Raw genomic sequence first — 23,585 nt, forward strand, 5'->3', positions numbered from 1 at the left:
TGGAATCGCGGGCAGCAGAACCGTGGGAGCCGGCGGAAAATAGCTTCGGGCTCTCAGGCGAGGGAAGCGCCGCGAGTGGCGGCGAGTTGACGTACGGAAACGCTGGACGAAAAAAAGCCCGCTGCATTGAGCGGGCTTAATCCATATCAGGAGGAGACATGGAGGAGACAGGAACCACTATACCGAGTCGGCTGTCGCGACGCAACAACTTTTTAAGGGAAAACCCGCAAAGTTGCCATTTTGTCGCACGGGAATCGGCAAGACGCCACCAGGGATTCACCGAAGACCATAAAAGTGCCCGATCATGGCGCATTCACGGCACAAGTCGACCGCAATGACAGCGCAAGATCCGGCGCGCCGTCGTCCGTACGCGAAGCTAGAGTAAGGGCATACAGACAGGCACTTCGAGGAGCCTCAAATGTGCGCCGTCCCTGCAATGAAACCAGCGATGAAACCCGCCAAACCCAGCCAGACGCCAGACAGCGAGTGGACGAACGACGCCGACCGCTGGCAAGCCGTCACGTCGCGCGACGCCCGCGCCGACGGTGCGTTCTTTTACGCCGTGCGCACCACCGGCGTGTTCTGCCGCCCCTCGTGCGCGTCGCGGCTGCCGCGGCGCGAGAACATCGAATTCTTCGCCGAGGCCGACGACGCGCGCGCCGCCGGCTATCGCGAATGCAAGCGCTGCCGCCCGGGCGGCCTGCCGCGCGAGCTGGAAATCGTGCGGCGCGCGTGTGCGGCGCTGGACGCCGACCCGCAGGAGCGGCTCACGCTCGCGCAGCTGGGCGAAGCCGTGCACCTGAGCCCGTTTCACCTGCAGCGCCTCTTCAAGCGCGTGCTGGGCGTCTCGCCGCGCCAATACCAGGCGGCGCGCCGCGGGGCCGTGCTGCGCGACGCGCTGGGCGACGGCGCCGACGTCACGCGTGCCAGCGCCGACGCCGGCTTCGGCTCATCGTCGCGGCTCTATCACAGCGTGCCGGGCGAGCTCGGCATGGCGCCTTCCGCCTATCGCCGCAAGGGCGCGGGGCTGACGATCCACTACGCCGCCACGCCCACGCCGATCGGCTTCGTGCTCATCGCGGCAACGGAGAAGGGCATCTGCCGGATCGCGTTCGGCGACGATGCCGCGACGCTCACCGCCGCACTCACGGCCGATTTCGCGAACGCGCAGTGCACCGAGGACAAGGCCGCGATCGCGCCGTTCGCCGCGCAGATCGACGCCTATCTGCACGGCCGCCGCGAGCGTTTCGATCTGCCGCTCGACATTGCCGCGACGGCGTTCCAGCAGCGCGTCTGGGACGCGCTCCAGCACATTCCCTACGGCGAGACGCGCAGCTACTCGCAGATCGCCGAAACGCTCGGCGCACCGCGCGCGGTGCGGGCCGTGGCGAGTGCGTGCGCGTCGAATCCGGTGGCGCTGGCAATTCCGTGCCATCGCGTCGTGCAAAAGGGCGGCTCGCTCGCGGGCTATCGCTGGGGGCTCGAGCGCAAGGCGGCGCTGCTCGACGGCGAAGCACGCGCATCGCAAGGTGCGCAAAATGGCGCAAAAAACCTGAAAGGCACCCGTTCGACCTCGAACCGCGCCAACACGCCGGAGACCGCCACTTGAGCGCCATCGCCTCGCAATCCGCAGCACAAACCGAGGCGCCGACGCACAGCGCCACACTCGAACTGTCGTTTCGCGCGCCCTACGACTGGCCACGCGTGCTGCGCTTCTTCAGCGGCCGCGCAACGCCGGGCGTCGAGGCCGTGGAGGACGGCGCGTGGCTGCGCGCGATCGACTTCAACGGCGCGAGCGGCACGCTCGCCGTGTGCCGTCACGCGCGCAAGCATTGCCTCGTCGTGCAGATCGACGGACCCGTGAGCGCGCACGCGGCGGCACTCGCCGCGCCGCTCTCGCGCATGTTCGACCTGCATGCCGATCCCGCCGCCGTCGCCGCGCATCTGCGCAGCGACCCGTGGCTCGCGCCGCTCGTCGCTGCCGTGCCGGGGCTGCGCGTGCCCGGCGCCTGGTCGGGCTTCGAGCTCGTGGTGCGCGCGATCGTCGGCCAGCAGGTCAGCGTGAAAGCGGCGACGACGATCATCGGGCGCCTCGTCGAACGCGTGGGCAAGCGCATCGACGACCATGCGCACGCGCGCACCGCGTGGCGCTTTCCGACGCCCGCCGCGCTCGCCGCCGCCGATCTCGCGGGTATCGGCATGCCGGGCAAACGCGTCGCCGCGCTGCAGGGCTTCGCGCAGGCCGTGGCGAGCGGAGCGGTGATCATCGAACGCGACTACGAGCAGAACGATCCAGACAATTCGCGCCACAAGCGTCAAAGCAGACGAATCGACGCGATTGCAGCCGAGCCCGCCGACCTCGACGCCATGCGCGCCGCGCTGCTCGCGTTGCCCGGCATCGGCCCCTGGACCGTCGAATACGTCGCGATGCGCGCATGGCGCGACGCGAACGCCTGGCCCGCGACCGATCTCGTGCTCATGCAGGCCATCGCGGCGCGCGACCCGTCGCTCGTGCGCGCGACCCAACAGCGCACCCGCACGGATGCATGGAGCCCGTGGCGCGCGTACGCGGCCATGCATTTGTGGAACGAAATCGCCGATCGCGCGGGCGCGGCGCGCGGCGGCTAGCGCAACGGAAGGCAGCGCAGGAAAGGGGTGCCATCACCGCGAGAAGTGCGCGCCGACGGGCCAAAACCCCGCCCGAGGCAGGCCCAAGCAGGTCTTTCGGCGAGATGTTAAAGTGCCCGCTACCGAAAAGAATCCCGGCCGGCGAATGTCAGCAACACTGCGCGCAGCACTGCGCCGCCGGCCCGAGCCCGACTTGCCTCAATGTCAGACACGACCTCTACACGCACGAACGACGTTCTCGCACAGCGCCTTTCCGTGCTGGGCGACGGGCCACATCGCGGCGCGCTCACGCGCGGCCTGCGCGGCATCGAGAAGGAGAGCCTGCGCGTGACGCGCGACGGCCGTCTCGCCATGACGCCGCACGCGGCAGCGCTTGGTTCGGCGCTCACGCATCCGTCGCTGACCACCGACTATTCGGAAGCGCTGATCGAGATCATCACGCCCGCCGAACCCGATGCGTCGATCACGCTCGCGAAGCTCGACGAGCTGCACCGCTACGTCTATGCGGTACTCGCGCGTGACGGCGAGATGCTCTGGAACGAATCGATGCCGGGCCTGCTGCCCGACACCGACGACGGCATTCCCATCGCGCGCTATGGCAGCTCGAACATCGGCCGCCTCAAGTACGTGTACCGCATGGGCCTCGCGCTGCGCTACGGCCGCACGATGCAGTGCATTGCCGGCATCCACTACAACTATTCGCTGAGCGAGGACGTGTGGCGCGTGCTGCATGCGCATCAACAGTCCACGGCCTCGCTCACCGACTATCAGTCGGAGCGCTACCTCGCGCTGATCCGCAATTTCCGCCGCACGAACTGGCTGCTCATGTACCTGTTCGGCGCCTCGCCCGCGCTCGACGCGCGCTTCCTGCGCGGCCGCGCGCACAAGCTCGAAACCTTCGACGCCGACACGCTCTATCTGCCGTACGCGACGAGCCTGCGCATGAGCGATCTCGGCTACTCGAACACAACGGGCCAGTCCGCCTTGCGCGCCGACTACGACACGCTGGCAGGCTATCTCGACGCGCTCGCGCAGGCCGTGAGCCAGCCGTATCCGCCCTACGAGGCGATCGGCACGCATCGCGACGGCGAGTGGGTGCAGATCAACACGAACGTGCTGCAGATCGAGAACGAGTTCTACTCAACGATCCGCCCCAAGCGCGTCACGCATCCGGGCGAGCGGCCGCTGCATGCGCTCGCCGCGCGCGGCGTGCAGTACGTCGAGGTGCGCTGCATGGACATCGACCCGTTCGAGCCGACCGGCATCTCGCTCGAAACCGCACGGTTCCTCGACGCCTACCTGCTCGCCTGCGCGCTGGATGAAAGCCCGTTCCTGCCTGCCGACGCCTACGCCGAATCGAACGAAAACTTTGGCCTCGTGACGAAAGAAGGGCGCCGCCCGGGTCTCGCGCTCAAGCGCGACGGCAAGGACGTGCCGATGCACGAATGGGCCGAAGCGCTGTTCGAGAAGATCGGCCAGGCGGCCGCCGTACTCGACGCGGCGCATGGCAGCGACGAACACACACGTTCGCTCGCGACACAGCGCGCAAAGCTGGCCGACCCGTCGCTCACGCCATCGGCGCGCGTGCTGCAAACCATGCGCGATGGCAAGCAGTCCTTCCTGCAATTTGCCCGTGCACAGAGCGAGCACCACTCGGCGCAATTCCTCGCGCGTCCGCTCGACGCCGCGGCTACGGCCGAGTTCGAAACGCTCGCGCGCGAATCGCTCGCGGAGCAGGCGCAACTCGAGCGCGACGAAGTCGGCTCGTTCGACGCGTTCGTCGCCGCGTATCGCGCTTATACGCTCAATCGCTTCAGCGTCTGAGCCGCGCGCCGGTGCGCTCCCATCCCTCGAGGTTTGTCCCAGGCACCGCATTTGCTCGCAACACCAGCGTGCAGATGCGGTCCAACCAGGGTAGGCGCCGCGTTTCTGAGCCGCGCGGACAAAGCGCGCGCCGGACGAACGAAGCTGAAAACACCAAAAATGCACGGGCCGCGCGCAATGCGGCTCACTCTGGGAGGAATCCACGCGATGAAACGAATGCTTGCGATCCTGCTGTGCGCGACGGCTGCGGCCTGCGCGTCGCGCGGGCAGGTCAATCCCGACGTCATGCAGATCGCGACCGCGCCGCTCACCTGTTCGAACAAGACGGAATGCGATCTCTGGTGGCAACGCGCCCAGGACTGGGTGCGCAGTCATTCGAAGTACGAAGTGCAGACCGTGACCGACACGCTGATCCAGACGTCGGGCCCGGGCGGCGGCCGGCGTCTGCTCGCCTATGAAATCACCAAGCAGGCCAACGCCGACGGCACGGCCACGATCGGCTTCGCCGCGCATTGCGACAGTTCGCTCGGCTGCAAGCCCAACCCGTGGTCGGCGGGCGCGGCGTTCAAGCAGTATGTGCGAACCGGCGTCGATGCGCCGATTCCCGGCGACACGACCACGGGCGCAGGCGGCGACACGGCCGGCGTCAGCGGCGCGGCCGTGGCGGAGCCGGCGTCGAGCGCGCATTGATCGGCACATGGCCGATTTTGGGCATTGTCTGATTGAGGTAGGGATTGAGGAGCCCGTATCTTGGGCTGGTTTCGGCCTGCGTGGTCTGGGCCGTTCATCCTCATCCACAACTCGAATCGACAATGAAACTGCGCCTCCTGTCTGCCAGTGCCGCGGCTGCCGTCATCGCCGCCGCCGCTGGCTGCACTACCGCCTCAGGCCCCACTCACAATCTCGACATCGTCACGCTCGCTAACGGCTCACAGGCGTATCGCGTGCAATGTTCCGGCCTGTTGGAAAGCTCCAGAACCTGTATGAAAAAGGTCAACGAGATCTGCGGCAGCAAGACGCCGCTGCGCGTCTCGTCGGTGGATCACGCCGTTGCCGGCTTCAAGCCGGAAGACGACCCGCGTGAAATCACGTTCATCTGCCAGCCGCCGCAGCAGCCGGTCCCGTCGCCAGCGCCGGCGCCGATCGGCGAGACGCCGGCCCCGGTTCAGCCGCGCACGATCACGCTGAACGCCGACGCCAACTTCGCGTTCGACAAGGCCGATCTGCTGCCCGACGGCAAGCGTACGCTCGACCAGTTCGTCAGGGAAAGCGACGGTGTGAACATCGGTACGGTCGTGATCGACGGTCACACCGACTCGGTCGGCTCGAAGGCGTATAACGATCGCCTCTCGCTGCGCCGCGCCGAGGCCGTTCGCAACTATCTCCAGTCGCGCGGCCTCCACGCCGGCCAGTACGAAGTGCACGGCTACGACTTCTCGCGGCCCATCGCGTCGAATGCCACGCCTGAAGGCCGCGCGCAGAACCGTCGCGTCGAGATCCAGACGAGCGGCATCACGCAGCGCTAGTCACGCCGCGCAACGCGCACCTGGTCGCCCGCGGCTCGCTCGGGCGTCCTTTCGCGGGACCGTCAATGACCCATTGCCGGTCCCGCGCCTTTTTTCGGCTTCGTCACCCACACCAGCAGGGCCAGCACGACAAACATCGCGCAGGAAATGCGGAAGAAGTCGTTGGTGGCCATCATGTAGCCTTGCGTCGTCACGACATCGTTGAGCTTGGCAGTCAGGCTTTGACCCGCGAAACCGAGGTTCGCGAGCGCGTCCTTGTACGCGACGGTGTTCGGCGAGGACTGGGTCACCGATTCCGACAGCACGGCATGGTGATAGATGGCGGCGTCTTCCCAGAACGTCGTACTCGCCGCCGTGCCAATCGCGCCCGAGAGCGTACGCAAAAAGTTAGAGAGGCCCGCGGCGCTCGCGAGCCGCTCGTCGGGAATGCTCGAGAGCGTGATGGTCGTCATCGGCACGAAGAAGCAGGCCACGCCGATACCCTGTACGAGACGCGGCAGGATCACGTGGTCGAACGGCACGTCGAGTGTGAACGTCGAGTTCCAGAGCGAAACGAGCGCGAACACGATAAAGGCGAAGCTCGCGACCATGCGCAGATCGAGCCGATGCATGTTGCGTCCGATGAGCGGCGAGAGCACGAGCGCGAGCAGGCCCACCGGCGCGGTGGCCAGGCCCGCGAGGCCCGCCGTGTAGCCCATGACGGTCTGCAGCCAGAGCGGGAAGATCACCACCGAACCGAAGAAGGCCATGAAGCCGAACGAGATGATCATCGCGCCGAGCGCGAAGTTGCGGTCGCGAAAGAGCGAGAGATCGACCACGGGGTCTTTTTCCGTGGCCTCCCACGCGAGCATGAACGCAAGCGCGACCACCGCGATGATGGCGAGCGTGACGATGAACGTCGAGTTGAACCAGTCACGATCCTTGCCGAGGTCGAGCATCATCTGCAGGCACGACACGCCGATCACGAGAAGCGCGAGGCCCACGGCGTCGATGCGCTGCTTCGTCGTTTTCGTCTCGCGGCCACGCAGCAGCAGGTACGCGCAGATGCCCGAGAAGATGCCGATCGGCACGTTGATATAGAAGATCCACGGCCACGTGTAGTTGTCAGTGATCCAGCCGCCCATCACCGGACCGAAGATGGGCGCAACGATCACGGTCATCGCCCAGAGGCCGAGCGCGAGGCCGCGTTTGGCGGGCGGGTAGGAGCGCATGAGGATGGTCTGCGAGAGCGGGACCATCGGGCCGGACACGAGCCCTTGCACGAGACGGAACGCAATCAGCGTCTCGAAGTTCGTGGCGAAGCCGCAAGCGGCCGAGGCCAGCGTGAACAGCAGCACGGAGAGCGTGAAGAGGCGCACTTCGCCCACGCGGCGCGCGAGCCAGCCGGTGAGCGGCACCGCAATCGCCGAGGCAACCGAATACGACGAGATGACCCACGTGCCTTCGCTGTTGGCGACGCCGAGGTTGCCCGAGATGGTCGGCACCGCCACGTTGGCGATCGAGGTGTCCAGCACCTCCATGAAGGTCCCGAGCGCGAGCCCGACTGTGAGGAGCGCGAGCGTGCCGCCGGAAAACGGTGCGGGTTCGGCCTGCGCGGGCACCGCGGGGGAAGCTGCCATGTTCCGTGTCCTTGTTGGGTCGGCCGTGGCTGCCGCCTCCAGGGGGCAGCACACGGCAGCGTACTATTTCGTGTCTGTGCATATTCTGCCCAGACAGTGATTGGATCAAACTACGCCACGTATTGCGCCGCGGCGCGTCGTGCCGCGTGGCTAGCCGCCGTCTTCCTGCGCCGGCGCTTCTGCGTCCTTGCCGGTGCCGATCATCGATCCGCACAGCGGCGTGGTCGAGCCGTCATTGGCGATGAAGCGCTGCAGCAAATGAACCAGCGTCGCGACTTCTTCGGGCGAGAAGCCGCGCAACTGCTCGGACATCTCCGCGGCGATCAGGTCGGGCAATTGCTGCGCCGCCGTGCGTCCCTGATCCGTCAGTGCGAGTTCCACGACCCGTCGGTCCGCCTGGCTGCGCTGCCGCTCGAGAAAGCCTTTTTTCTCCAGCCGGTCGAGCATGCGCGTCATGGAGCCGGTGTCGTACGAGAGCGCGCGCGACATCTCGTTCGGCGTGCTGGCGCGCTCGAACCACAATAAAAGGATCACACCAATTTGCGACGATGTGAGTCCAAGCGGCGCGACCGCACGGTCGATGCGCCCGGCCAGCACGTTGCGCGCCGTTGACAGGAAATAGCCGAGACTTGGCTCGACGCCCAGACCGGCCGGGACGAAAGGACCGTCGCTCATGGCAGTTCGCTTTGCAGCATCTCAAAAGACGGGCGGATTATAGCGGGTTATGTCGCTGCTCAGGCAGATAAATCAGGTAGCAGGTCGCGATCGCTTCTGTCGTCGCGATCGGCGCGTAAAAACAACAGTTGGTTTGATGCGCTGCAAAGTATGTTGTGATTTGATTGCATAGTCAATATTATGACAGGCAACCAGTTTCATTCTTCTACGCCCACCCGTTTCCGCATCATGCTTTTCCTGATCAACGCGCTTGGCGGCCTTGGCCGCTCCGTCACCGACACCGCCCGCCTCGCTTTCGCGAAGACCGGTGAGTCGTCGCGCTGGCGCAAGCTCGCGTTGTATGCAGCCATGTTCGCGCTGCCGGGCGGCTCGATTGCGGTGGTAGCCGTGGTGCTGGCGCAGCGTCGGCGCGCGCAGCCCGAAACCGCCGCGGCAAGCGCCGTCGTGCCGGCCACGCCCGCGGCCGCAACGGCAGTAACACCGGCAGCAGATGCGCTCGCGTGCGGTGGCGGCCAGCTCGCCTGCCGCGCGCCGAAGCGCCGCCGTAACGACGCGTAACCTGCGCGCCTCACGCCGTAACACCCGCCAACCCTTCCAACGCGTAAGCTTTCGGATTCCGTGCAGTGACTAGCGCGTGCGCTACCATTGCCGCAACGCGACAACCCCGTGCGCGGCCGGCCGCCCGAACGCGCGCCGGTTGCATCGACAGGAATCCTTGCATGCCTTGCCGTTTCGTCCGCTCCGGCGCGACCGCTCGACCCGCCGGGTCCGTGGCGCGCCGCGCGCCCAAGCCGCTCTCCATCCTGACGCTGTGCGCGGCCGCCGCGCTCACCTTCCAGTTGACCGGCTGCGCCGTCGGCCCCGACTATCACCGGCCCAGCGCCGCCGTGCCCGCTTCGTTCAAGGAAGCGCCCGAGGGCTGGAAGGTCGCGCAACCGGCCGATACCGCCGACCGCGGCGCCTGGTGGCTGATCTACGACGACGCGCCGCTCAATGCGCTGATGGATCAGCTCAATACCAGCAACCAGACGGTCGCGCAATCTGCCGCCGCCTACCGTCAGGCGCGCGCCCTCGTGGGCGAGGCGCGGGCGGCGTACTTCCCCGTGATCAGCGGCTCGTTCGCGGGCACGCGCTCGTACACGCCCACGCGCGTGGCCAACTCGAGCGGTGGATTGTCGAGCGGCAGCATCAACAACAACGTCAACCTGGGGCTCGACGCCACCTGGGAACCCGATCTCTGGGGCAAGGTGAGCCGCACGGTCAGCTCGCAGGAGGCGAGCCAGCAGGGCGCCGCCGCCGATCTCGCGAACGCGCGTCTGTCGGCCCGGGCCACGCTCGCGCAAACCTACTTCACGTTGCGCTCGCTCGACGCGCAGCAGAAGCTGCTCGACGATACGGTCGTCGCGTACCAGAAGTCGCTGCAGCTCACGCAGAATCAGTACGCCCAGGGCGTGGCGGGCCGCGCCGACGTGATCCAGGCGCAAACCCAGCTGCAATCGGCCCAGGCTTCGGCGATCGACAACGGTGTGGCGCGCGCCCAGGACGAGCATGCGATCGCCGTGCTGGTCGGCCAGCCCGCCTCCACGTTCTCGATCCCGCCGTCGCCGCTCGCCGCCACGCCGCCCACGCTGCCGCTCGCCATGCCTTCGGCGCTGCTCGAGCGCCGGCCCGACATTGCCTCGGCCGAGCGCAAGGCGGCGTCCGCCAACGAGCAGATCGGCGTCGCGATTGCGGCGTATTTCCCCACGCTCACGCTGTCCGCGAGCGGCGGTTTCGAAAGCTCGGTCATGTCGCAGCTGTTGCAGATGCCCTCGCGCTTCTGGACGCTCGGGCCCTCGCTTGCCGGCACGATCTTCGACGCCGGGCTGCGCAAGGCGCAGACCGAGGCCGCGCGCGCCGCCTACGACCAGCAGGTGGCCACCTACCGGCAAACGGTGCTGGCCGCGTTCCAGGACGTGGAGGACAACCTCGCTTCGCAGCGCATCCTCGGGCAAGAGGTCGTCGTGCAGCAGCAGGCGGTGGAGTCGGCGCAGCATGCGCTCGCGATCGTGACGAACGAGTACAAGGCGGGCACGACCGACTTCCAGAACGTGCTCTCCGCGCAGGCCACGGCCTTTACCGCGCAGCAGAAGCTCGTGAGCATCGGCGGGCAGCGCATGGTGTCGTCGGTGGGGCTCGTGAAGGCGCTGGGCGGCGGCTGGGATGCCTCGCAGATGGACCGCGAGACCGGCAGCGTCGCCGCGCCCGCGGTGGCTTCGGCAGCTTCGGGCCCAGCGGCGGCTCCGACGGCCGCCCAGCCGCAGTAACGCATACGCGCCCGCTCAGGCGGGCGCACGCTCAGACCATGGACCTCAGCGCATGAACGTCAGCGCGACGGTTCCCGGCCCGACCGGCCGCCCCAGCAGATTCAGCAGGCCCGCGAGGTTGTCGCGCTGATCCGGCGCGGCGCTCGCGGTGCCCTGAAACGATGCCGACGCACGCGAGAACGAGCCGCGCCCCGCGAGCATCAGCGGTCCCTTTTGTGTCGACAGGTCGAGCGTCGACGTCGCCCCTTGCGCCTGCAGCACCACCTGATACGTGCCGAGCGGCTTCACGAGCGAAACGCGCGAACTCATGTCGGCGAGCGAGACGGTCAGTCGTCCGAACGCATCCGTGCCGAACACGCGCCACGGGCTCCATGCGAGCCGCACCTTGCCGTCCAGATCGAGTGTGTTGAAAGGCGCGCCGAGACCCGCGAGCAGCGACGCCGGCACGGCGATCGTGCCCGCGCTCAGGTTCGCGCCGCGCAACGATGCATCCACCGTGACCGGGTCGGGCATCGCTTCGGTCTGCAGCATCTCCATGCGCACGCGCGCGACGAACAGCGGCCAGAACGCCGTACGCCAGACGATGCGCCCCGGTAGCAGCGTCGCGCCGCGTGCGTCCTGGCCCGCGGCGAGCATCAGCGTGGCGGAGCCGTGCCAGAGCGAGCCTTCCGGGTCGATCAGATTCACGTGGCCCTGGGTCGCGCGCGCGAACTGCGGCGCGATCCAGGCCGCGGGCAGGCGGGCGAGCAGCACGACGGCGCTCGACAGCACGCCCACGATCAGCCAGGGCAACGCGGCGCGCAGGCGCCGCATCCAGTAACTCATTGCGTATTTCTCCGGCGATTCTCATTGCGCGCTTTTCGATGCGCGCTTTTTCTTCTTAATGCGTATTCGCCGGTTGCAGCGAGGCCGTCAAATCGACCTGGCCATCGGCCTTCAGCGCGGTGATGTGCGCCTCGACCACCTGCACCTTGAACTGCTTGCGCACGTCGTCGAGCCACGCGGCCCACGCCGGAAACGACGCGTTCTTCATCTGCACCTGCACCGTCGTGCCGATCAGCTGAATCTGCGCGCCCGTGAGCGCGTGATCGGCGAGCGACGCGGTGAGCGCGTCCTTGAGCGCCTGGCCGCCGGGCGCCACGCTCGCCGCCGCGCCGGCCAGCGAACGCGCCTCGTCGGCCTCGGCAGTCATCTGCGCGAGTTCGCGCTGCATGCCGGGCAGGCTCTGACGCAGGCGCGCGCGGCCGTCGGCGGCGGGCTGCCACAGCACCGACCAGCCGATCGCCAGCGCAAGCACCGCGCCACCCCACGTGAGCAGCGTCTTTTCGCGCGTCGAGCGCGCCTCCCAGAAGTTCGTCCAGGCCTCGGCCCACGCGCCGCTTATAGCCGTTGTCTTCACGATGCGCTCCTGATGGTCCATTTGCCCGTGCTGGCATCGACCGTGCCCGCAAGGCCGTTGCCCGCGAGGCGTTTCGCGAGATCGGCGTCGACGTTGACGCCTGGCTTGAAGGTCACGTCCAGACGCCGGTCGTGATAGTCGAGGGCCGCGATGCCGTTCGCGGGCACCGGACCGAGCGAGCGAGCGAAGCCGTCGGAGAGTGCGAGGAAGTCGTCGGGCGAGGGCTCGCCCGCGGCCAGGCGCAACTGCTGCAACTGGCGCGCCATCTGGCCGGCGGGATCGAGCACCACGGTCGTCTTCGGGAACGCGTTGAGGAGCAGCTCGGTCATCTGCGCGCTGATCGCGTCGCGCTGGCGCGCCATCATGAGCCACTGGATATTCGCGCCGACGACCGCCACCACGAGCGAGGCCGCCACGAGCACGATCGGCACGCGCAGACGGCGCAGCGTCGCGCGGTCGAGCCGCCACGGCTGCGAGGCGAACTCGAACTGGCAGAGGTCGAAGCGGCAGGCGAGCGCGCGGCGCGCGAGCGCCTCGAACGTGAGCGTCTGCGCACCCGGCAACGCGGCGGCCAGCGACGCGCGCGCGGCGGCACTCACGGGCTCGCCCGGCAGATTGGTGAGCACGTAGCCCGAAACCGGCGCGCCGCCGGCGAGCGCCGTGACGGTGGCGGCGACGCTCGCGGCAGGCACCGCGAAGCCCTCGGCGAGGGCGCCGCGCACGATCGCGAGTTCGAGCGCCGCTTGCGCCGTGGCGGCCGCGGGCTCGAGCGCGACGCCGGGCAGCAGTGTGGGCGCGGTCGCGACGACATGGCCGAGCACGCACGCGGTCACGGGTTCGGGGGCGGGGGTGGCGGGAGCCGCGGCGTTGGGCGCTGCGCCCGGCTCTGCCGCCCCGGCAGGTTCCGTCACTGGAACCTCCTGAATGGCTTCCACCGCCTGCGCGGCCGGCAGGCAGCGCGCCACCGGCACGGCGCGCAGATTGCGGTGCCCCGCGGCGGTGAAGCCTTCCAGCAGAAAGCGGAACCAGCCGCGATCGATGGCCGCCACCACCTGGCGGCCGTCGGCCAGGCGCTTGGGATCGAGCGCCAGATGGCAGGTCTGCGCATCCTGGATCAGATGATCCTCGACTACGTTCGGCAGCGCCTGGCGCAGCCGCGGCCCCTTGAGCGGCGGCACGGTGGCGGCGAGCGTGAGCAGGTCGCGCGCGGCGATCATCAGGATGGTGGCCGAGGCCTTCGGCAGCAGCCCGAGCGCCGAGCGGCCCGCGCGCTGCGTGTTGCCCGTCTTGTCGAGCAGCACGAACGGCAGCTCCGGCAGCTGCCATTCCTGCGAGTGGACCGCCGGGTCGCGGGGCGGCATGAGAACGATCAGCGTGCTCAAACGCACCTCTTTTCGATGTTGGTCGGGGACGGATTCATGGTTCGTCGCTAACGCGCACGATGCGCGTCGTATGAGTGAGCGGGTCGCGCCAGACTAGCGTCGTGCGGTCCACTTCCGCGCGCTCGTGCTGCACGCGCCCATGGACGAGAAAATAACTCGTGTTGACGTCGATTTGCGTCGTATCGATCGAGGCCTGCTTCACCCCCACGCCTTCGAGCGCGAGCTGCACGTCGCTCACGTTGCGGAAAAACACGCTCTGGCGGCGCGCGACGAGGGCCTGTGCGTTCGACAGGCTCATGCCCGTCACGACGGAGGCGATCACCTCGGCGCTCGCCGTGTTCATGTTCACAGGCGTCACCGTGGGCAGGATCGTCACGAACGGGCGCAGCCGCGCGACGGTGTCGGGCGTGAAGCCGGGCACGTCGAGCAGCGAATCGACGCTCGTCATCAGGATCGGGGCGACGCCGCTGTTGCTGTCGGCGTCCGAGAGGCCCGGGTTGTCGGTGTAGTTGCCGCCACCGGTCGAACCGCCGCCTGCGAGCACCTCGGTTTGCGAGGTGCCGCTCGTCGTGGCGGTTTGCGTCTGGAAGCGCGTTGCGGAGTAGGCGAGGCCCGAGCGCAGATACACCGCGGTGTTCTTGGCGAGCTGCTGGTCGATGCCGAGAATCTGCAGCAGGCGCGCAAACGCTTCGATTTCGGTCAAGTTCAGCTGCAGCGAGCCCGGCGCGCTGGACGCCACGAGATCGCGCAGATTGAAGCGCGCCTGGGCGTCTTCGATAGAACCCGAGAGCCAGGTGTCCGTGCCCTGTTGCGCGTGCGCCTCGCCGATCTGGCCGAGAAAGTCGGACAAGCGCGTTCTCGCGAGCGGCACGCCCCACGCGCCGCCGAGATACGTGATGCCCGCCGACGTATCCGCTTCGGAGCGCAACACGAGGCGCGTCCAGTCGAGCGAGGCGCGCGCGATCCATTGCGCCTGCGCGAGCAGCCGCTGATTCTCGATGCGGCGCAGCTGCACCTGCTGGCGCCACAACATGCCCGAGACGAGGATCGCCGACAGCGCCACGACGAGCAACGCGCTGATGATGGCCGCGCCGCGCCGTGCGCGCGTAGAGCGGCTGGATGCTCGGAATCGTCGGGCGGAGGTTCGTTGTGTGCGCAACGTCATTCCCCCACCATGAATACGCGGGTCACCGGCCGCTCGAGCGAATGCGAACCCACGCTCACCTGTACGCCCGTCACCGCGCGCGGCAGCGGCGCGTTGCCGAGCTGCGGCACCTTGAGATCGTTGTTGTAGCCGCTCACCTGCGAGCGCACGTCCTGCATGTTCGCCGTCCAGCCTGTTTTCGGCACGTACAGGCGCGCGTTGATGACGTCCACGCCGCTCATCATCGGCAACGCGCCCCAGTTGTCGCCTTCGCCGCCGCGCAACGCGCGCCGCAGCTCGCCGAGATTGGCGAGCGGGGGCGACGCATAGCGCACCACCTGGCCGCCCGACACGCGGTAACGCACCACCTGCAGGCGCGGCGCCGCGCCCGGCGGGACCGCGAACGCGCGCACGATCTGCAGCGCGCCGCCGTCGAGCGAAATGGCGACGCCGCCCGCCTCGTCGTCGGAGGTCGCTTCGCGCAAGTCGATGCGCATCTGGTCGAACATCTGCGCGAACACGCGTTCCTCCGCCATCGAGCGCGTGATGGTTTCGCGCCCGCGCACGATCTCGTCGAGGCCGCGCCACGAGAGGATCGCCACCACGGCCATGATGGCGATCGCCACGAGCAGCTCGATCAGCGTGAAGCCGCGCGCTGACGAGGCGGCGCGCGCGCGGTCACAACGAGCGGTTCGTCTCATTGGCGAGCACCGTGACGAGTTGCGCGAGATTGCCGGAACGGCCGGGCGTCGCCACCGACACCTCCACGCGCCGGAAGACGGGGTTGGGCGTCGTCGCGACCTCCTGCGTGCAGGTCAGGCGCAGATTGCCCTGCGAGCAGTCGAAGCTGCTCTCGCCAAGGTCCGGCCATGCGTGCGCGAGACGCAGTTGCGCGAGCGTGTTGTCCGCACTCCAGCCCGCGAGCAGGCGGTCGTGCAGATCGGCTTCGCTTGCGGCGAGGCTGCCGACGGCGCGCAGCGAAGCAGCCAGCGCAATTGCGATGATTGCGAGCGCAACCAACACCTCGATCATCGTGAAGCCGCGCTCACGCACCGGACGAGCCGGACGAACCCCGCGAGCGCCGTAGCCGCGCCTTCTTCCACGCATCGAGAGCCGCATCTCAGCGCACCTCGAAGCGGCCGGTGCCGGTGCCGACGATCGTCGCGCGGCCGGCTGCCGAGAAGAGCGTGACCTGCACCGGCACGTCCACGGCTTCCGTGCCGAAAATGAGCCGGTTGGCCTGCGTGTCGTCGCTGCCGGGGTAGGTGATCGCCACGCCGGTCACGCCGCCTTCCCAGTGGCGCGGACCGAGCAGATCGTCGCGCAGCGGACGCCAGCCGTCCTCGGTATGAACGTCGAAGCGGAACCCGCCCGCGAGCGGCTGCCATGCAATGGGCCGGGCACGCACCTGCGCCTCGTCGCCTGCCGATTCGAACAGCAGCGCGAGGCGCTGCGCTTCTTCGTTCAGGTCGGTGCGCGGATTGCGCGTGAGCGTGAGCGAAGCGAGCGAGATGAGAATCCCCGCGATCAGCAGCACCACGAGCATTTCGAGCAGCGTGAAGCCCGCCGCGCGCGAACGCATGCCCGCGCGTGAGGCGCGCGCGCTGCGTGGCGATCGGCAGTCCCGGCAAGGGGCAAGGCGGCTCGGTTGCATGAAAGCGGCGTGGCGGATGGCTTACTGCCAGGACCCGATGTCGGCGTCGTTGCCTTCGCCGCCGGGTTTGCCATCGGCGCCGTAGCTGAACACGTCGATCTCGCCGTGCACGCCCGGGTTCAGGTACTGGTACGCGTTACCCCACGGGTCGTTGGGCAGACGCTCCAGATAGCCGCCGTCCTTCCAGTTGTTCGGCACGGGGTCGGTCGTCGGCTTTTGCACGAGCGCCTGCAGCCCTTGGTCCTGGGTCGGATAGCGGCCGTTGTCGAGGCGATAGAGCTTCATCGCCTGCATGATCGTGCCGATGTCCTGGCGCGCGGCGACGCGGCGCGCTTCATCGGGACGGCTCATGATCTTCGGCACGATCAACGCGGCCAGAATGCCGAGAATCGCGATCACGACCATGATTTCGATGAGCGTGAAGCCGCGTTGGCGGCGCGCGCGCGTGACTTCGATTTCGGCACGGCGTTTGGCCCACATGGACATGAGTTCTTTCCTCCCTCGCTAGATATGGTTGCGGTGCACGCCTGTGCGCCGCGCTTCGTCCCGCCTGCAATCGAACCCGCCGCTCGATTCGGCCGGGTCCTCGCACGCATGACGGGTCATTGTAATGTCACACGATGACGCCTTTCCGACGCCTTGCGGGCATGGCAAACGCGTACATCAAAATTTTCATAAACCTTCGTACAATGAGCGCATGAACCCACTGCAAATCCGCCTTCTTTCCCTCGCCGCGTTTGCGGTGTTCTGCGCCACGGCCACGTGGTGGGGAATCACCCTGGCCACGAACCACGCGGCGCCGGTGCAGGCCGCCGCCGCCCGGGCGCCGGTTTCGCTCGACCAGGCCGGCACGCTGTTCGGCGGCAGGCTCGAGCGCAACCCCGTGCAGGACATTCACCTGTTCGGCATCCTCTCGCTCGCACAGGGCGCGGCGGCCATCGTCAGCGTGGGCGGCGAACCGCCGCGAGCCATTTCGCTCGGCGGCCCGATCGACCAGAACTCCAAACTCTTCGAAGTGCGCCCCCGCTCGATCGTCATCGACCGCCACGGCGTGCACTCCGAAATCTTCCTGCCGCCCAACGCAGCCGGTCCCACCATCTACGTGCGCTGAGTTCCGCGCGCCCGGCTTCCCGCGACTTCGTGCCGTTCGTAGGCCTTACTGCACGAGGTTGTTCAGCTCGATGATCGGCAGCATCACCGCGAGCACGATCACGAGCACCACGCCCCCCATCGCCAGGATCAGGAGCGGCTCCAGCAGGCTCGTGAGGAACATCGTGCGCCGCTCGAGTTCGCGCGCCTCGCCTTCGGCCGCGCGGTCGAGCATGGTCGTCACGTCGCCGGTCGCCTCGCCCGAGCGAATCAGGTGCACGAGCACGGGCGGAAACGTCTTCGTGTTGCCAAGCGCCCGAGACAGCGACGTGCCTTCGCGCACACGCACGATGGCTTCGTCGATGTTCGTGCGCATCGCCTTGTTCGAGAGCGTTTCGCCGGCCGCCTGCAGCGCGCGCAGGATCGGCACGCCCGCCGCGCTCAGAATGCCGAGCGTGCTCGCGAAGCGCACGGTGTTGTAGCCGCGCACGAGCTTGCCCGCGAGCGGCGCGGTGAGCATCCAGCGGTCGAACGCGAGACGCGGGCCGGGCCGGCGCAAGGTCGAGCGCACGATCCACGCCACCACGGCCACGGCGATCAGCACCGCCCACCACCATTGCCGCACGAAGCCCGAGAGCGCCATCATCACGATGGTGAGCAAGGGCAGTTGCTGCTTCGTGCTCGCGAACACGTTCACCACTTGCGGCACCACATAGCTGAGCAGGAACGTGACGATGCCGAACGCGATGATCGTGACGATCGTCGGGTAGGTGAAGGCGAGCACGATCTTCTGCTTGAGCGCGTTGCGCTGCTCGATGTAGTCGGCCAGACGTGACAGCACGATGCCGAGCTTGCCGGTGTGCTCGCCCGCGGCCACGAGCGCGCGGTAGATGTCCGGAAAGTCGCGCGGATGCTGCTCGAGCGCGCTCGCGAGCGAATGGCCGCCGAGCACCTCGGCGCGAATGGCCGCCATCAGCTCGCGGATGTAGTCGCGCTCGGACTGCTCGGTGAGCACCGCAAGCGCCTCGCCGAGCGGCAGGCCCGCCACCAGCAGGCTCGCGAGCTGGCGCGTGAGGATCGCCTGCTCGCGCTGCGAGAGCTTGCGCCCGAGCGCGAGCCGCTGCTGGCGCGCGCCGCGCGTGCGGCTCGCGGCGGGTTCGACCACGAGCGGCGTGAGGCCCTGGCCGCGCAGCAGCGCACGCGCGCCGCGTGCACTGTCCGCGTCGAGCACGCCTTTTTGCGCTTTGCCCGTGGCGTCGATGGCTTCGAAGCGAAATGCCGGCATGTTGCTGATCGCCCTCGCTTTTATTGAGCGTCCAACTGGGGGTTCATCGGGCGGCCCATCACGCGCCGCCCGTCACGCGCAGCACTTCCTCGAGCGAGGTCCTGCCCGCCTCGACCCAGCGCTCGCCGTCTTCACGCAGCGTGCGCATGCCTTGTGCGCGGCCGGCCTCGAAGATCTCCGCATCGGCGGCGTTGCGGTGGATGAGCGCGCGAATCGGCTCGTCGATGAGCAGCAGTTCGTACACGCCGCGCCGACCCGCGTAGCCCGACTGGCCGCAACGCTCGCAACCCACCGGATGCCAGCGTTTTCTGCCGTCGTCTTCCTCGCGTTCTTCCTTGCACACGGGGCAGAGCTGGCGCACGAGGCGCTGCGCGAGCACGCCGAGCAAAGACGACGCGAGCAGATACGGCTCGACGCCCATGTCGGTCAGACGCGTGACGGCGGAGGCGGCGTCGTTGGTATGGAGCGTGGCGAGCACGAGGTGGCCCGTGAGCGACGCCTGCACGGCGATCTGCGCGGTTTCGAGGTCGCGGATTTCACCGATCATGATGATGTCCGGGTCCTGACGCAGGATCGAGCGCAATGCGCGCGCAAACGTCATGCCGATGCGCTCGTTCACCTGCGTTTGCCCGATGCCCGAGAGGTCGTACTCGATCGGGTCTTCCACGGTCATGATGTTGGTCGTGGCCGTTTCGAGCCGCGACATCGACGCGTACAGCGTGGTCGTCTTGCCCGAGCCCGTCGGGCCGGTGACGAGCACGATGCCGTGCGGCTTCGCGATCAGCTGGTCGAACTTGCCGAGCGTGTCGCCGGCCATGCCGAGCGCTTCGAGGTTCAGACGCTGCGCATCTTTTTCCAGCAGACGCAGCACCGCACGCTCGCCGTGGCCCGTGGGCAGCGTGGACACGCGCACGTCCACCGGACGCCCGCCCACGCGCAGCGTGATGCGGCCGTCCTGCGGCAGGCGTTTCTCGGCGATGTCGAGCTGCGCCATGATCTTGATACGCGAGATCAGCGCGCCGTGCAGCGCCTTCTTCGGGCGCACGACGTCGCGCAGCGTGCCGTCCACGCGAAAGCGCACGACCGAGGCATTCTCGAACGGCTCGATATGAATGTCCGATGCCTGCTCGCGCGCGGCCTGCGTGAGGAGCGCGTTGATCATGCGGATGATCGGCGCGTCGTCTTCGGACTCCAGCAGGTCTTCCACTTCGGGAATGTCCTGCATGAGGCGCGAGAGATCGACTTCGCCTTCCACTTCACCCACCACCTGCGCGGCGCTGCCGTCCTGGCGCGCGTACGCCTGGTTGATGGCCTGCGTGAGTTCGTCGGCCGGCACGCGCACGAGCGCGAACGCGCCGAAGTTGCGCGCGACCTCGGCGATGGCGGCCTGCGAGGTACGCTCGCTGATCCACACTTCGAGACCTTCGGCACGCTGCTGGGCGACCAGAATCTGGCCGCTGCGCGCAAAGCCGTACGGCACGAGGCGCGCGGCAAGCGGCGAGGGCGGCTCGCGGTCCGCGCCGCCGGTGGCCGCAGGCGCGTGCGGCGTGCTCACGGCTGCACCCGCGTGGTGGCAGGCGCCGCCTGCTGCACCGGCGTGGTTTCGATCGGCGCCGTCTGCACGGGTGCGGCGGGCTGCATCTGCACGGCGCTTGCCGGGTTCGCGGGCGCCGCGGGCTGCACGCCCAGCGCCTGTTGACGCCGCATCTGGTCGAGATCGAACAGGTTCAGCACGGAGCCGCCCTGGCTCGGACCGACCGGCATCGGCGGCACGACCGGGTCGTCGCGATCCTTGATCAGGTTGTTGTCGGACTTGTAGGCGCCCGTCACGCCCTGGATATAGTCGTAGCGATTCGACGTGACCGCCTGCGCCGTGTCGCGGTCGCTGATGATCACCGGCCGCAGGAACACCATCAGGTTGGTCTTCTCGCGCGTCTTGTTTTCCGAGCGGAACAGCTGGCCGATCCACGGAATGTCGCCGAGCAGCGGCACCTTGCTGTTGGCGACCTGGTAGTTGTCCTGCATCAGGCCGCCGAGCACGATGATCTCGCCGTTGTCGGCCAGCACCGTCGACTGGATCGAACGCTTGGTGAATTCGGGGCCGGCGGGATTGGTCGTCGCGTTGGTCGTGCCCGTCACGATCGCCGAGTCTTCCGTGTACAGCTGCAGCTTCAGGATGCCGCCGTCGGTGATTTGCGGCTTGATGTGCAGCGTCAGGCCCACGTCCACACGATCGTAGGTGTTGAACGCCGTGCTCGCCGTGCCGCTCGTGAGGTTCGAATACGAACCCGTCTGGATCGGCACGTTCGTACCGACGACGATCTTCGCTTCCTGGTTGTCGAGCGTAATGAGGTTAGGCGTGGACAGCACGTTGGCGTCGGCGGTTTGCGAGAGCGCCTGCAGCAAGGCGCCGAGACCCCGCACACCGAAGATGTTCTTGATCCAGCCTACATTCAGGCCCTGCTGGAGGCCGGAAGCCCCGAGCGCGCTCGCAAGGCCGCCGGTGCTGGCGTCGGCGGCCGCAGCGGCCGTCAGGTTGATGATGCTGTTGCCGCTGCCGGTGGAAAGATTGGTGCCGGCGTACAAATTGCCATTCGCGACCTGCCACTGAATGCCCAGGTTGGCGTTGGTGGTCGAGTTCAGTTCGACGATCAGCGCCTCGATATAGACCTGCGCGCGCCGCGCATCGAGCTGGTTGATCACGGCGCGCAGGTTGCGGTACACCGCGTCCGGGGCCGTGATGATCAGCGAGTTGGTCGCCGCGTCGGCCTGAATCATGCCGCCCGGCTGGTTCTCGTCGCCCTTGTCCTTGTCGCCGCCGAGGAACGGCGCTTCGTTGCTGCCGCCGCCACCGCTGCCGTACGAGCTGCCCCCGCCCAGCGAACTGCCCGACGACGTACCGCCGCTGAGCGAGCTCGACGGCAGCGGCGGCGTGCCGGAGGTGCCCGTCGACATGCTGCCGCCGCCGCCGCTGTTGCCGGCCTGGTTGAAGCCGTTCGCATTGCCGGACGTCGACGTATCGTTGCCGCCCTTGCCGAGCATGCCGCGCAGCGTCTTGGCGAGCTGCGTGGCGTCGGCGTTGCGCAGCGGCACGACGTGAATGTTGCCCGGCATGCTGGTGGGCGCGTCGAGCTGCTTCGAGAGCTGGACCGCGGAGGCGAGGCGTTGCGCGTTCGAGGCGCGCAGCATCAGCGAGTTGGTGCGCGGGTCGGCGATGACCGAGACCTTCAGCGACGGGTCCGAGGCGCCAATCGCGCCCGGGTCGAGCATCTTCGCGATTTGCGGCGCGATGTCGAGCGCATTGGCGTTGTGCAGCGGCACCACCTGGACCTGCTGGCCGGCGGCCGAGTCCACACCCGCGATGATCGAGGCGATGCGGCGCACGTTGTCCGCATAGTCGGTCACGATGAGCGTGTTGTTGGCCGGGTAGGCGGCAATCGTGTTGTTCGGCGAGATCAGCGGGCGCAGCACCGGCAGCAGGTTGTTCGCCGACTCGTGCCTGAGCGTGAACACCTGGGTCACCACCTGGTCGCCACGCGCGGTGGGCGCATTGCCCACATAGGTGGGCACGCCCTGCAGCTTGGCGTCGGCTTCCGGCACGACCTTCAGGACGCCGTGATCCTGCACGAGCGCGAAGCCTTGCATGCGCAGCGCCGACTGCAGGGTCTTGAGCGCCTGGTCTTCAGGCACGGGGTTCTCGGAGACGAGATTGAGCTGCCCCTTCACGCGGGGATCGACGATGATCGTTTTGCCGGTGGCGGCGCCAATTGCCTTCGCCACCTGGTCGATGTCGGCGTTGACGAAATTGAGCGTGACCTGCGCATAGGCAAGCTGTGCCGTAATTAGTCCGCTCACGAGCAGCGCCGTGGCGACGCGACGCAAAGCCATACGATTTCTTCTCATGGGTGTCTTATCGAAGCCAGCGGCAGACGCGCGCGGCTATTCGTCCTCGACGTACGGCTGTGGGGCCGACTCGCCTGTGCTTTCCTGACTAGTGCCGGCGCCGGCTCTCCTCAGCCCGGACGTCCGTTAGTCAACAAAAGATGGAACAGTAGCAGTTTTTCATGTCGAATTTGTCACAAAAAATGGGGCTCCGGGGAATTCTTCTAATCGCCGAGCCGCGCCAGCCGGTAATCCCAAGCTGTTTGTAAGCATGCGTGCCTCATGAGCTGGCGTGCGCGGACTTCGATTGGTTCGAAGCGCCGCGTCTTGTCTGAGCAGCCAGCTTGACGCGTCATCGGTGACCGGTATCATACGAGCGGCCCGAAGGATGGCCAACGCACGTTTCCCCCGTCTTTATGTGGGAATTCCCGCATTGCGCCGCCAGAAATCAGGCCGGCCAGCGAGAGATTGCGTCATCCTGCAGGCTGCGTCGTTCGCCTCTTTGCTTGTCCTTTGCTTGCCCGTTGTTTGCCCTTCTGTCTGCTTTCGCGCGAGTCGCCATGCCAAACGTCTGGTCCGCTACGCTTGCCGCCGTCGTGGTGCTCGTCGCCGCGAGCGTCAGCACGCTCGCGCACGCGGACTGTTTCGACGAGGCCGCGCGCTATCAGAAGGTCAATCCGCTGATCCTGCGCGCCATTGCCTGGCAGGAGTCGCACAACCGGCCCGACGCGGTACACAGGAATGCGAACGGTTCGATCGACTACGGCGTCATGCAGATCAATTCCGTGCATCTGCCCGTGCTCTCGCAGTACGGCATTTCGCAAAGCACGCTCATGGAGCCGTGCAAGAACGTCTATATCGCCGCGTGGCACCTGCGCCAGAAGATGAACAAGTACGGCAACACGTGGGCTGCCGTCGGCGCTTACCATTCCGAAACGCCGACGCTGCGCGACCAGTACGCGCAGCAGATCGCCGACATTCTGCGCAAGTGGCATCTCATGCAGTAGCGCGCTTGAGCGCATGTTGAGCGCTCACCGCGTGCTCGCGCCCTGAATGCGGCGGCACGCGTGCCCTGCGCGGCGCGCGTGCATGGTGCAAAATGCTGGCTGGCGCCGCACCCTTACGAGGATTTCGATCCTTTCGCGCGGCGCGCCTCCCGACTCACTTTCTGC

At 67.6% G+C, this 23,585-nt stretch carries 22 protein-coding genes; 9 read left to right on the plus strand and 13 right to left on the minus strand.

The features are described 5' to 3' along the window. The first annotated feature begins 448 nt into the window (after window positions 1-448). The 5 genes from ada to AB4Y42_RS19180 all read left to right on the plus strand — a co-directional run bounded on the left by ada (window position 449) and on the right by AB4Y42_RS19180 (window position 5,978). Window positions 449-1,609, plus strand: a complete 1,161-nt coding sequence (ada, locus tag AB4Y42_RS19160) for a bifunctional DNA-binding transcriptional regulator/O6-methylguanine-DNA methyltransferase Ada (RefSeq protein ID WP_368695021.1) — start codon at window positions 449-451, stop codon at window positions 1,607-1,609. A 5-nt stretch (window positions 1,610-1,614) separates the two neighbouring features. Continuing rightward, a complete protein-coding gene (locus tag AB4Y42_RS19165) occupies window positions 1,615-2,628 on the plus strand; it encodes a DNA-3-methyladenine glycosylase (RefSeq protein ID WP_368695118.1) in 1,014 nt (337 codons plus the stop codon). A gap of 201 nt (window positions 2,629-2,829) precedes the next feature. Beyond that, a complete protein-coding gene (gene gshA, locus AB4Y42_RS19170; protein WP_368695022.1) occupies window positions 2,830-4,452 on the plus strand; it encodes a glutamate--cysteine ligase in 1,623 nt (540 codons plus the stop codon). A gap of 207 nt (window positions 4,453-4,659) precedes the next feature. Continuing rightward, a complete protein-coding gene (locus tag AB4Y42_RS19175) occupies window positions 4,660-5,142 on the plus strand; it encodes a hypothetical protein (protein WP_368689488.1) in 483 nt (160 codons plus the stop codon). A gap of 293 nt (window positions 5,143-5,435) precedes the next feature. After that, window positions 5,436-5,978, plus strand: a complete 543-nt coding sequence (locus AB4Y42_RS19180) for an OmpA family protein (protein WP_368689489.1) — start codon at window positions 5,436-5,438, stop codon at window positions 5,976-5,978. Between the two features lie 62 nt (window positions 5,979-6,040). Here the strand turns inward: AB4Y42_RS19180 and AB4Y42_RS19185 are convergent, their stop codons facing one another. Next, window positions 6,041-7,597 carry a DHA2 family efflux MFS transporter permease subunit gene (locus AB4Y42_RS19185; protein WP_368689490.1) on the minus strand — a complete coding sequence of 519 codons (1,557 nt, stop codon included), beginning with the start codon at window positions 7,595-7,597 and terminating at the stop codon, window positions 6,041-6,043. Between the two features lie 150 nt (window positions 7,598-7,747). After that, window positions 7,748-8,272 carry a MarR family winged helix-turn-helix transcriptional regulator gene (locus tag AB4Y42_RS19190; RefSeq protein WP_368689491.1) on the minus strand — a complete coding sequence of 175 codons (525 nt, stop codon included), beginning with the start codon at window positions 8,270-8,272 and terminating at the stop codon, window positions 7,748-7,750. 228 nt (window positions 8,273-8,500) lie between these two features. On the opposite strand from AB4Y42_RS19190, the gene AB4Y42_RS19195 reads away from it, so the two are divergent. Both AB4Y42_RS19195 and AB4Y42_RS19200 read left to right on the plus strand, forming a co-directional pair. Further along, complete coding sequence (locus AB4Y42_RS19195; protein ID WP_368689492.1) at window positions 8,501-8,830, plus strand: hypothetical protein; 330 nt, start codon at window positions 8,501-8,503, stop codon at window positions 8,828-8,830. Window positions 8,831-8,991: 161 nt separating this feature from the next. Further along, on the plus strand, window positions 8,992-10,578 hold the full coding sequence (locus AB4Y42_RS19200) for an efflux transporter outer membrane subunit (protein WP_368695023.1): 1,587 nt from the start codon (window positions 8,992-8,994) through the stop codon (window positions 10,576-10,578). Window positions 10,579-10,623: 45 nt separating this feature from the next. Here the strand turns inward: AB4Y42_RS19200 and AB4Y42_RS19205 are convergent, their stop codons facing one another. The 8 genes from AB4Y42_RS19205 to gspG are packed head-to-tail and all read right to left on the minus strand — an operon-like array spanning window position 10,624 to window position 16,643. Then, window positions 10,624-11,403 (minus strand): type II secretion system protein N, encoded by a 780-nt coding sequence (locus tag AB4Y42_RS19205; RefSeq protein WP_368689494.1) that lies wholly within the window; start codon window positions 11,401-11,403, stop codon window positions 10,624-10,626. A gap of 55 nt (window positions 11,404-11,458) precedes the next feature. Next, window positions 11,459-11,998 (minus strand): type II secretion system protein M, encoded by a 540-nt coding sequence (locus AB4Y42_RS19210; protein WP_368695024.1) that lies wholly within the window; start codon window positions 11,996-11,998, stop codon window positions 11,459-11,461. Beyond that, on the minus strand, window positions 11,974-13,359 hold the full coding sequence (gene gspL / locus AB4Y42_RS19215; protein WP_368695025.1) for a type II secretion system protein GspL: 1,386 nt from the start codon (window positions 13,357-13,359) through the stop codon (window positions 11,974-11,976). The genes AB4Y42_RS19210 and gspL overlap by 25 nt, the downstream gene beginning before the upstream one ends. Window positions 13,360-13,393: 34 nt before the next feature. Further along, window positions 13,394-14,524, minus strand: coding sequence for a type II secretion system minor pseudopilin GspK (gspK, locus tag AB4Y42_RS19220; protein ID WP_368695026.1), 1,131 nt, complete (start codon window positions 14,522-14,524; stop codon window positions 13,394-13,396). Further along, complete coding sequence (locus tag AB4Y42_RS19225) at window positions 14,521-15,204, minus strand: prepilin-type N-terminal cleavage/methylation domain-containing protein (protein WP_342920281.1); 684 nt, start codon at window positions 15,202-15,204, stop codon at window positions 14,521-14,523. Before AB4Y42_RS19225 ends, gspK begins: the two co-directional genes overlap by 4 nt. Further along, the gene (gene gspI / locus AB4Y42_RS19230; protein ID WP_368695027.1) at window positions 15,182-15,610 is read right to left on the minus strand and encodes a type II secretion system minor pseudopilin GspI; all 429 of its coding nucleotides are present in this window, start codon (window positions 15,608-15,610) and stop codon (window positions 15,182-15,184) included. The genes AB4Y42_RS19225 and gspI overlap by 23 nt, the downstream gene beginning before the upstream one ends. A 13-nt stretch (window positions 15,611-15,623) precedes the next feature. Then, window positions 15,624-16,157, minus strand: a complete 534-nt coding sequence (locus AB4Y42_RS19235; protein ID WP_368695028.1) for a GspH/FimT family pseudopilin — start codon at window positions 16,155-16,157, stop codon at window positions 15,624-15,626. A gap of 21 nt (window positions 16,158-16,178) precedes the next feature. After that, window positions 16,179-16,643, minus strand: coding sequence for a type II secretion system major pseudopilin GspG (gene gspG, locus AB4Y42_RS19240; RefSeq protein WP_133183317.1), 465 nt, complete (start codon window positions 16,641-16,643; stop codon window positions 16,179-16,181). A gap of 211 nt (window positions 16,644-16,854) precedes the next feature. On the opposite strand from gspG, the gene AB4Y42_RS19245 reads away from it, so the two are divergent. After that, window positions 16,855-17,268 carry a hypothetical protein gene (locus tag AB4Y42_RS19245; protein ID WP_368689500.1) on the plus strand — a complete coding sequence of 138 codons (414 nt, stop codon included), beginning with the start codon at window positions 16,855-16,857 and terminating at the stop codon, window positions 17,266-17,268. A 45-nt stretch (window positions 17,269-17,313) separates the two neighbouring features. Here AB4Y42_RS19245 and gspF read toward each other — a convergent pair whose 3' ends face one another. From gspF to gspD, 3 genes are read right to left on the minus strand one after another with little or no spacing between them, the layout of a single operon-like run. Beyond that, window positions 17,314-18,531, minus strand: a complete 1,218-nt coding sequence (gene gspF, locus AB4Y42_RS19250; protein ID WP_028203270.1) for a type II secretion system inner membrane protein GspF — start codon at window positions 18,529-18,531, stop codon at window positions 17,314-17,316. Window positions 18,532-18,589: 58 nt separating this feature from the next. Next, on the minus strand, window positions 18,590-20,086 hold the full coding sequence (gspE, locus tag AB4Y42_RS19255) for a type II secretion system ATPase GspE (protein WP_368695029.1): 1,497 nt from the start codon (window positions 20,084-20,086) through the stop codon (window positions 18,590-18,592). Beyond that, the gene (gene gspD, locus AB4Y42_RS19260; RefSeq protein WP_368695030.1) at window positions 20,083-22,419 is read right to left on the minus strand and encodes a type II secretion system secretin GspD; all 2,337 of its coding nucleotides are present in this window, start codon (window positions 22,417-22,419) and stop codon (window positions 20,083-20,085) included. Before gspD ends, gspE begins: the two co-directional genes overlap by 4 nt. Before the next feature lie 554 nt (window positions 22,420-22,973). On the opposite strand from gspD, the gene AB4Y42_RS19265 reads away from it, so the two are divergent. Continuing rightward, window positions 22,974-23,420, plus strand: coding sequence for a lytic transglycosylase domain-containing protein (locus AB4Y42_RS19265; RefSeq protein WP_368689503.1), 447 nt, complete (start codon window positions 22,974-22,976; stop codon window positions 23,418-23,420). Window positions 23,421-23,585: the final 165 nt, after the last annotated feature.

This window comes from Paraburkholderia sp. EG286B (assembly GCF_040965655.1).
Classification (GTDB): Bacteria; Pseudomonadota; Gammaproteobacteria; order Burkholderiales; family Burkholderiaceae; genus Paraburkholderia.

Coding starts and splice junctions, on each gene's coding strand:
- ada (WP_368695021.1), top strand. CDS start 449: ATGAAACCCGCCAAACCCAGCCAGACGCCAGACAGCGAGTGGACGAAC.
- gshA (WP_368695022.1), top strand. CDS start 2,830: ATGTCAGACACGACCTCTACACGCACGAACGACGTTCTCGCACAGCGC.
- AB4Y42_RS19175 (WP_368689488.1), top strand. CDS start 4,660: ATGAAACGAATGCTTGCGATCCTGCTGTGCGCGACGGCTGCGGCCTGC.
- AB4Y42_RS19180 (WP_368689489.1), top strand. CDS start 5,436: ATGAAAAAGGTCAACGAGATCTGCGGCAGCAAGACGCCGCTGCGCGTC.
- AB4Y42_RS19185 (WP_368689490.1), bottom strand. CDS start 7,597: ATGGCAGCTTCCCCCGCGGTGCCCGCGCAGGCCGAACCCGCACCGTTT.
- AB4Y42_RS19190 (WP_368689491.1), bottom strand. CDS start 8,272: ATGAGCGACGGTCCTTTCGTCCCGGCCGGTCTGGGCGTCGAGCCAAGT.
- AB4Y42_RS19195 (WP_368689492.1), top strand. CDS start 8,501: ATGCTTTTCCTGATCAACGCGCTTGGCGGCCTTGGCCGCTCCGTCACC.
- AB4Y42_RS19200 (WP_368695023.1), top strand. CDS start 8,992: ATGCCTTGCCGTTTCGTCCGCTCCGGCGCGACCGCTCGACCCGCCGGG.
- AB4Y42_RS19205 (WP_368689494.1), bottom strand. CDS start 11,403: ATGAGTTACTGGATGCGGCGCCTGCGCGCCGCGTTGCCCTGGCTGATC.
- AB4Y42_RS19210 (WP_368695024.1), bottom strand. CDS start 11,998: ATGGACCATCAGGAGCGCATCGTGAAGACAACGGCTATAAGCGGCGCG.
- gspK (WP_368695026.1), bottom strand. CDS start 14,524: ATGACGTTGCGCACACAACGAACCTCCGCCCGACGATTCCGAGCATCC.
- AB4Y42_RS19225 (WP_342920281.1), bottom strand. CDS start 15,204: ATGAGACGAACCGCTCGTTGTGACCGCGCGCGCGCCGCCTCGTCAGCG.
- gspI (WP_368695027.1), bottom strand. CDS start 15,610: ATGCGTGGAAGAAGGCGCGGCTACGGCGCTCGCGGGGTTCGTCCGGCT.
- AB4Y42_RS19235 (WP_368695028.1), bottom strand. CDS start 16,157: ATGCAACCGAGCCGCCTTGCCCCTTGCCGGGACTGCCGATCGCCACGC.
- gspG (WP_133183317.1), bottom strand. CDS start 16,643: ATGTCCATGTGGGCCAAACGCCGTGCCGAAATCGAAGTCACGCGCGCG.
- AB4Y42_RS19245 (WP_368689500.1), top strand. CDS start 16,855: ATGAACCCACTGCAAATCCGCCTTCTTTCCCTCGCCGCGTTTGCGGTG.
- gspF (WP_028203270.1), bottom strand. CDS start 18,531: ATGCCGGCATTTCGCTTCGAAGCCATCGACGCCACGGGCAAAGCGCAA.
- gspD (WP_368695030.1), bottom strand. CDS start 22,419: ATGGCTTTGCGTCGCGTCGCCACGGCGCTGCTCGTGAGCGGACTAATT.
- AB4Y42_RS19265 (WP_368689503.1), top strand. CDS start 22,974: ATGCCAAACGTCTGGTCCGCTACGCTTGCCGCCGTCGTGGTGCTCGTC.